This window comes from Gemmatimonas sp., from assembly GCF_044376735.1.
In the GTDB taxonomy this organism is placed as follows: domain Bacteria; phylum Gemmatimonadota; class Gemmatimonadetes; order Gemmatimonadales; family Gemmatimonadaceae; genus Gemmatimonas.
Window position 1 is genome coordinate 22643 of record NZ_JBILKJ010000031.1, and the last position, 7335, is coordinate 29977.

The 7335-nt window shown below is 64.8% G+C and carries 6 protein-coding genes and 1 pseudogene; 3 read left to right on the plus strand and 4 right to left on the minus strand.

From position 1 onward, the window contains the following. Positions 1-146: 146 nt before the first annotated feature. Positions 147-2111 (plus strand): DNA topoisomerase (ATP-hydrolyzing) subunit B, encoded by a 1965-nt coding sequence (gyrB, locus tag ACIRA7_RS07180; protein ID WP_396220168.1) that lies wholly within the window; start codon positions 147-149, stop codon positions 2109-2111. A gap of 134 nt (positions 2112-2245) precedes the next feature. Here gyrB and ACIRA7_RS07185 read toward each other — a convergent pair whose 3' ends face one another. From ACIRA7_RS07185 to ACIRA7_RS07195, 3 genes are all read right to left on the minus strand, one after another. After that, positions 2246-3682, minus strand: a complete 1437-nt coding sequence (locus tag ACIRA7_RS07185) for a cytochrome c peroxidase (RefSeq protein ID WP_396220169.1) — start codon at positions 3680-3682, stop codon at positions 2246-2248. Between the two features lie 242 nt (positions 3683-3924). Further along, a complete protein-coding gene (locus ACIRA7_RS07190) occupies positions 3925-4170 on the minus strand; it encodes a hypothetical protein (protein WP_396220170.1) in 246 nt (81 codons plus the stop codon). A gap of 66 nt (positions 4171-4236) precedes the next feature. Next, complete coding sequence (locus ACIRA7_RS07195; RefSeq protein ID WP_396220171.1) at positions 4237-5574, minus strand: thymidine phosphorylase; 1338 nt, start codon at positions 5572-5574, stop codon at positions 4237-4239. A gap of 9 nt (positions 5575-5583) precedes the next feature. Between ACIRA7_RS07195 and ACIRA7_RS07200 the strand changes: the two genes are divergently transcribed. Next, positions 5584-6432: a hypothetical protein gene (locus ACIRA7_RS07200; RefSeq protein ID WP_396220172.1), complete on the plus strand. Its 849-nt coding sequence runs from the start codon at positions 5584-5586 to the stop codon at positions 6430-6432. 27 nt (positions 6433-6459) lie between these two features. On the opposite strand, the gene ACIRA7_RS07205 is transcribed toward ACIRA7_RS07200, so the two are convergent. Then, positions 6460-6768, minus strand: coding sequence for a YtxH domain-containing protein (locus ACIRA7_RS07205; protein WP_396220173.1), 309 nt, complete (start codon positions 6766-6768; stop codon positions 6460-6462). Between the two features lie 130 nt (positions 6769-6898). On the opposite strand from ACIRA7_RS07205, the pseudogene ACIRA7_RS07210 reads away from it, so the two are divergent. Further along, a pseudogene (locus ACIRA7_RS07210) lies at positions 6899-7335 on the plus strand (NAD-dependent DNA ligase LigA); the annotation flags it as partial.

Below are 7335 nucleotides of genomic sequence, written 5' to 3' on the forward strand. Positions count from 1 at the left end.
GCCTCGCCGCAAGCTGTTTTGCCGCAACGACTTACAATACAACCGTCGAGTTGCGCGCGGACGACGGCGCGACTATATTCAGGGGTTGTGTTTGCAGGCCAGTCGAATGGCCGCCGCAGTTCATTTCTTCGGGATATCCCCACCTCATGGCGAATAGCAGCGAACAGCCCGAGAACGGGTACGGCGCAAATAGCATCACCGTTCTCAAGGGGCTCGAAGCGGTCCGCAAGCGCCCCGGCATGTACATCGGGTCCACCTCGGCGCGTGGCCTTCACCACCTTGTATATGAAGTGGTGGACAACTCGATCGACGAAGCGCTGGCCGGCCATGCCGACCGGGTGCACGTCACGATCCACGAGGACGACTCGATCTCGGTCGAGGACAACGGGCGCGGCATTCCGGTGGACATGCACCCGGTCGAGAAGATGCCGGGTGTGGAGCTCGCCATGACGGTGCTGCATGCCGGCGGCAAGTTCGACAAGGACACGTATAAGGTGTCGGGCGGTCTGCACGGCGTGGGCGTGTCGGTGGTGAACGCGTTGTCGAAGCAGCTCAAGGTGTGGATCAAGCGCGACGGCAAGGAGCATTACATGGACTTCGAGCGTGGCATCACGCAGACGAAGCTCAAGGTGATGCGCACGGTTGCGGCCAAGGAAACGGGCACGAAGGTGTGGTTCAAGCCCGATGGGGAGATCTTCCAGGAAACGCTGCGCTACGAGTGGGTCACCCTCGCCAGCCGTCTCCGTGAGCTCGCGTATCTGAACAAGGGGATTCAGATCACGCTGCGCGACGAGCGCCCCGACGAAATGAAGGACGGGCAGGCTCGCGAAGAAGTGTTCTTCGCGCGCGGCGGACTGAAGGAGTTCGTGACGTACCTGATCGGCAACAAGAAGCCGTTGCATCAGGACGTGGTCTACATCGATACCACGCGTGACGACATCGGCATCGAGATGGCGTTGCAGTACAACGACAGCTACGCCGAGAACGTGTTCTCGTTCGTGAACAACATCAACACGCACGAAGGCGGCACGCACCTCACCGGCTTCAAGAGCGCGCTCACGTCGGTCATCAACAAGTACATCCAGGAAAAGTCGACGCTCAACAAGAAGGACAAGGAAACGCGCCTGTCGGGCGACGATGTGCGTGAAGGCCTCACGGCGGTGCTGTCGGTGAAGGTGCTGGAGCCGCAGTTCGAAGGGCAGACCAAGACCAAGCTGGGCAACTCGGAAGTCGAAGGCGCGGTGCGCAGCGTGATGAACGAACTGCTCACGCAGTACCTCGACGAGCACCCGAAGTCGGCCAACATCATCATCGACAAGGCGATGTCGGCGGCGCGGGCCCGTGAAGCGGCGCGCAAGGCGCGCGATCTCACGCGCAAGAAGTCGGCGCTCGACGTGGCCAACCTGCCCGGCAAGCTGGCCGACTGCTCCCTCTCCGACCCGGCGCTCTGCGAGATCTATCTCGTGGAGGGCGACTCGGCCGGCGGTTCGGCCAAACAGGGACGTAAGCGCGATTTCCAGGCGATTTTGCCATTGCGCGGCAAGATCATCAACGTGGAGAAGGCGCGCTTCGACAAGGTGCTGAACAACGAGGAAATCCGGACGATCATCACGGCAATCGGCTCGGGCATCAAGGAAGAGTTCGACCTGACCAAGACGCGCTACCACAAGATCATCATCATGACCGACGCCGACGTGGACGGCGCGCACATCCGCACGCTGCTGCTCACGTTCTTCTTCCGTCAGATGCCGGAGCTGATCGACGCCGGCTACATGTACATCGCGCAGCCCCCCCTGTATCGCGTGGCCAAGGGGAAGGAAGAGTACTACGCCTACACCGAGAAGGAGCGCGACGGTTACGTGGAGCGGCTCGGTGGACCGGAAGGGCGCGGCAACATCAACATCCAGCGCTACAAGGGTCTCGGTGAAATGAACCCCGAGCAGCTCTGGAAGACGACGATGGATCCGGAAACCCGCACGATGTTCCGCGTGACGATGGAAGACGCCGTGCTGGCCGACCAGACGTTCCAAACGCTGATGGGTGACGAGGTCGAGCCGCGCCGGCTGTTCATCGAGACCAATGCGAGATTCGTGAGTAACCTCGACATCTAGTGGACTCCTGAGTCGAAGCTCGAACGCGAAACCCGGCACTCACGTGAGTGTCGGGTTTCGCGTTCGAGTCCCGAGTCGTGAGTGCGAACTCAGCACTCCGAACGTGGACTCACCACTCCACACTCACATGTGCTTTACCGCCCGAACGGATTCGAGAACCTCACATCGGTCAGGAACGTGTTGTCCGTGAGCGTCCCGAGGAACGCCACCAACGACGCCCGCTCGGCCGCCGACAGATTGAGGCGGAGCGGCTGTCCGCCGGGGCCGCGCATCCGCGGGTCTAGCCCCGGGTTGTTCTGCACACCGCTGTCGTAGAACGCGATCACCTGCTCGAGCGTCCGGAAGCGGCCATCGTGCATGTACGGCGGTCGCACCGCGATGTTGCGCAGCGACGGCGCCTTGAAGCGCCCATTGCCGGCGCCGACATCGGTTATCGTGGCGTCGAGCCCGGTGTTGTGCACGTTGTCGCTGATGTGCGCGTTCGTACCGTGACACCGTGCGCAGCCGGCGCGGCCGTTGAAGAGATCCTGGCCGGCGAGCTCCTGCGCCGTGAAGGTGGCGGCGAAGTTCGGCACGCCGTTCATGCCGAAGGCACGGTCGAACTTCGAGTTTGCCGATACCAGTGACCGAACGAACTGCGAGAGCGCGAGACTCACCCGATCGCTCGTGATGTCGCTCGTACCGAATGCGGCGGTAAACAGCGCCGGGTAGTACGTGGTGGCCGAGAGCTTCGCGAGCGCGTTCGGCAACGTCATGCCCATTTCGGTGGCGTCCTGAATGGGTTGCAGCACCTGCGCTTCCAGACTCGCGGCGCGTTCATCCCAGAAGAATCGCCCACTCGCGTAGAAGCGCGCGTTGGCGAGACCCATGCTGTGTCGGCCGGTGACTGCGCCCGCGAATCCACGACTCAGCCTCGCGGTGTCGGAGAAGGCGAACTGCTGTTGATGACAGGAAGCGCACGACACTCGGTCATTGACCGACAGGCGGCGGTCGTAGAACAATACGCGGCCCAGCGTGGCGCCGGCATCGGTCGTGCGATTGGACGCGGGCGTGTTGTCGGCCCCGATCGGGCTGCCGGCGTTCGGCGCGGCCTGTGAGAAATGCCGAGGCAGCGGATTGCCTGCATCGGAGTACGAGAGGGCGGTAGCGGGCAACGTCGGCACCGTGAGATCGCCCGCGAATACCACGATCGAGAAGCTGTGCGATGCGCTACTGCCGCTGTTGTCACGGGCGGTGATCGTGACGGTATAGACACCGGGCTCGGCGGCGGTGCCGGTGATACGCCCGTTTGTCGCCGCGAGTCCGCTCACAGCCGGCGTGAACGACACCGTGTAGGTGAGTCCTGATCGTCGCGGATCGCTGAACGCCGTACCGGCCTTCGTGGCATCGTACGCGAACGGCACCCCGACCATCGCCGCCTGTGTGCTATTAGGCGACACCACCGTCACGGCGTCGGCGTTTGGTGCGACCGTCGGGGTATCGAGGCTGACGGGTTGTGTCGTGCCGTCACCGGCGCACGCGCTCACCGTAAGCGATGCCGTGACGAACGCAATCAGTCTGATGTGGCGCATGGCGGGAGTCCCGGCGTTGGAGAGCGTGCACTGACTTACGTGCGATGTGATCCTGAACACGGACTCCACGTCGGGACCCTACGTGCTTGCGCCCCGGACCCAGCACTCCAAACTTTTGCTCAAAACCCGGCACTCACGTGAGTGTCGGGTTTCGAGTTGAGGTCCGGAGTTGTGGGTCCAAACACAGAAAGGGCGCGGGATCATAAAGATCCCGCGCCCTTCGTTCACCCCCCCCGCCCGTATTACGGCGTGAGGTACACACCCTTCGCTTCGCGCGACAGCTGCCTCGAGAAATTCAGCGCCACGATGATGAGCGCCGAGAAGATGACCGTGAACGCGATGTAGCAAATCGTGGTGACCGTCGGCTCCATGCCGCCCGTGGGGGACGGCGTAGCGATGTACATCAGGAGCGCGTACAACCCGAGCAGCGGGAGCACGGCAGCGGCAGCCACGAGACTGAGCAGACGGTTCGTCTTCGGAGCGATCATGGTATGGCGACGGGGACGCGAGGCGTCGGTGATCAAAAGGCGGCCGGTTCACAGCCGAGCCGTAAGCTACCAAGACGCGTCGTACAGTTCCACCCCCGCCTCGGTGACCCGGTGCGAGACCAGAGGCAGTGGGGGCTCGGCGTCGTCGGCGATGGTAATCGCCTCGCGAAGGGTCGCCAGCCCGGCGTCCACCCCGGCTCGGTCCCTCGCGAAGACCGTGGCCAACGGCTCCCCGGCCCTCACGATGTCGCCCGTTCGGGCGGTGATCACGAAGCCCACGCTGGGGTCGATGCCGTCCTCCACCTTGGTCCGTTGACCACCCATCGCCGTGATCCCGCGGCCGATGGTCTTCGGCTCCACCTGCGCGACCACGCCGTCGCGGGGGGCCAGATACAGCTCACATTCGGCGGCCTGCGGAAGGATCGACGGGTCGTCGATCACGTTGGGGTCTCCGCCTTGGGCGGCGATGATCTCCTGAAACTTCGCGGCAGCACGGCCGCTGGAGATGGCCACTTCCATTCGACGGAATGCGTCGTCGCGATTGGACGCTACGCCGGCGAGCACCAACATCTCGGCACCCAAGGCGTACGTGACCTTCATGAGGTCGGGCGGGCCTTCACCCCGGAGCGCCATGATCGACTCCTCCACCTCGAGCGCATTTCCGCAGGCCCGTCCCAGCGGCCGGTCCATGGCGGTCATGAGCGCCACGACGGGACACCCGTGATCGGCCCCGAGCTCGATCATGGTGCGGGCCAGGGCGAGTCCGCGGTCGAGCTCCGGCAGGAAGGCGCCCGACCCGCGTTTCACGTCGAGCACCAGACCAGTCAACCCTTCGGCCAGCTTCTTCGACATGATGCTGGCCGAAATCAGCGGGATGCTCTCCACGGTGGCGGTGGCGTCACGCAGGGCGTACAACCGGCGATCGGCGGGGGCGATCTCGCGCGTCTGGCCGATCAGCGCGCAGCCGATCCGTTCGAGCTGCTCGGTGGCACGGGCCAGCGACAAATCGGTACGAAACCCTGGGATCGATTCGAGCTTGTCGAGGGTACCGCCGGTGTGCCCCAGTCCGCGACCCGACATCATGGGCACCGCCACGCCGAGGCACGCGATGAGCGGTGCCAGTACCAGGGAGACTTTATCACCCACGCCGCCGGTGGAATGCTTGTCGACGCGCGCCATCACGAGATGATCGAGATCGAGCATGGCGCCACTGTGCAGCATGGCATCGGTGAGGGCACCGATCTCGTCTCGATCAAGCCCATTGAAGTAGATGGCCATCGCCAGGGCGGCCATCTGGTAGTCCGGAACCTCGTCTGTCGCGTACTGCGACATGAGCGTGCGCCACTCGGCGGGAGAGATTCGACCGCCGTCGCGCTTTCGCTCGATCAGCGCGCGTGCCAACATTGAGTGCTCATGATGCAGCCAACCTACCTCCTCGCGCCCCAGGGCGCACGTCACCGGGCGCAGCGCGCCGTTATCGGTTCGGCCCTCGGCTTGGCCATCGGCGTCGCCATGCTCGCGCTGCCGGGGCTGCCGCTGTCGCCGCGGCCACTTGACTCGCAGAGCGTGAGTGAGCTGCTCAGCGTCGGAGACCGCGAAAGTGTGGCGCGCCGTCCGGCGGCGGCGCTCAGCAACTATGAGCGAGCCATACAGGCGGAGCCCAAATCGTACGTGGCGCTCTGGAAGGCCGCGCGCGAAGCGGTGGATCTGGGAGAATTCGAAACGAACATCCCCACGCGCACGGCACTGTACGTGCGGGCGACGGACTACGCGCGGCGGGCGGTCGCGGCGAATGCGAACGACGCCGAGGGGCATTTTCAGTTATCTCGCGCCGTCGGTCGTACGGCGCTCGCCGCGAATCCGCGTGATCGCGTGAAATACGCGGTCGAGGTTCGCGAGACGGCGCTCAAGGCGTTGCAGTTTCAGCCCAGACATCCCGGTGCCCTGCATGTGCTCGGGGTCTGGAACGCCGAAGTGATGCGATTGAACGGCATCCTGCGTTCCGTCGCGAAGGCGTTTCTCGGCGGGCAGGTGCTCGGCTCCGCCAGTTGGGCCGAAGCGATTCGTTATCTGGAGCTCGCGGTCGCGGTGGAGCCCAACCGTCTGGTGCACCATCTGGATCTCGCGCGCATCTTTCGTGACGCCGGACGTCCGAACGAAGCGCGCGCCGCGTACCAGGCCGCGCTGCGCGCTCCGCTGCAGGACGCGAACGATGATCGCTACCGCCAAAGCGCTGACGACGAGCTGAAGAAGCTGCGATAGACGCTCGGCGCGCGGCGTCCGGCGAGCTTACCAGGGGGCGACGTCGCGGGTGAGCTCGCGGACACGGCTGGCCGCCTTGCGGCTCTGTCTCATGCCACGGCGTGCCAAGCGGCGCGCGGTTTCATCGGCGTCGTCCCGCAGCGTGGACAGGGTATCGCTCCCCTGCTCGGCCAGTCGTCGCGCGTGGCGCCGCAGCTGACGACGGGTTTGCTCACCGCTGGCCGGTGCCATCAGCAGGGCAGCCCCGGCGCCGATGGCGGCACCGATGAGCAGCCCGAGTCCGAGTGCACGTGCATCGATGCGATCACCGCGATCCTGCGTGATGCTGTGGAACATGCGACCTCCCGCGCCAGAGCGCGTGAAATGAGTCTGTGGCATTCGCCCTGCGCCGGCGTTCCGGCACCTGCCCGTCGACGACCGGAGAGGGACGGATGACGCCCCCCTTCCCCATCGATACATTCCGCGGATGAGCGTCGTTCCCTCCTCCACCGTACAGCGCGCTGCGGCGTTGCGTGAGCAGCTGAGCCGCGCGCAGCACGAGTACTACGTGCTCGACCGCCCCACGCTCACGGACGCCGAGTACGATCGGCTCTTTCGCGAGCTTCAGGCCCTCGAACAGGAGTACACCACACTACGCACGGAAGATTCACCCACGCTCCGGGTGGGTGCGCCCGTGCAGGGCGCGTTCCAGACGCATCGGCACCTGGTCCGGATGCTCTCGCTGGACAACGCCTTCGACGATGCGGAACTGCTCGCCTTCGAGCAATCCATCGAGCGCGTGGTCGGCGCGTCGGTGCACGTGAGCGGCTACACCGTGGAGCTCAAGATCGACGGGGCGGCGATTGCGCTCACTTATCGCGATGGTGTGCTGACCACGGCAACGACGCGCGGCGACGGTACCGA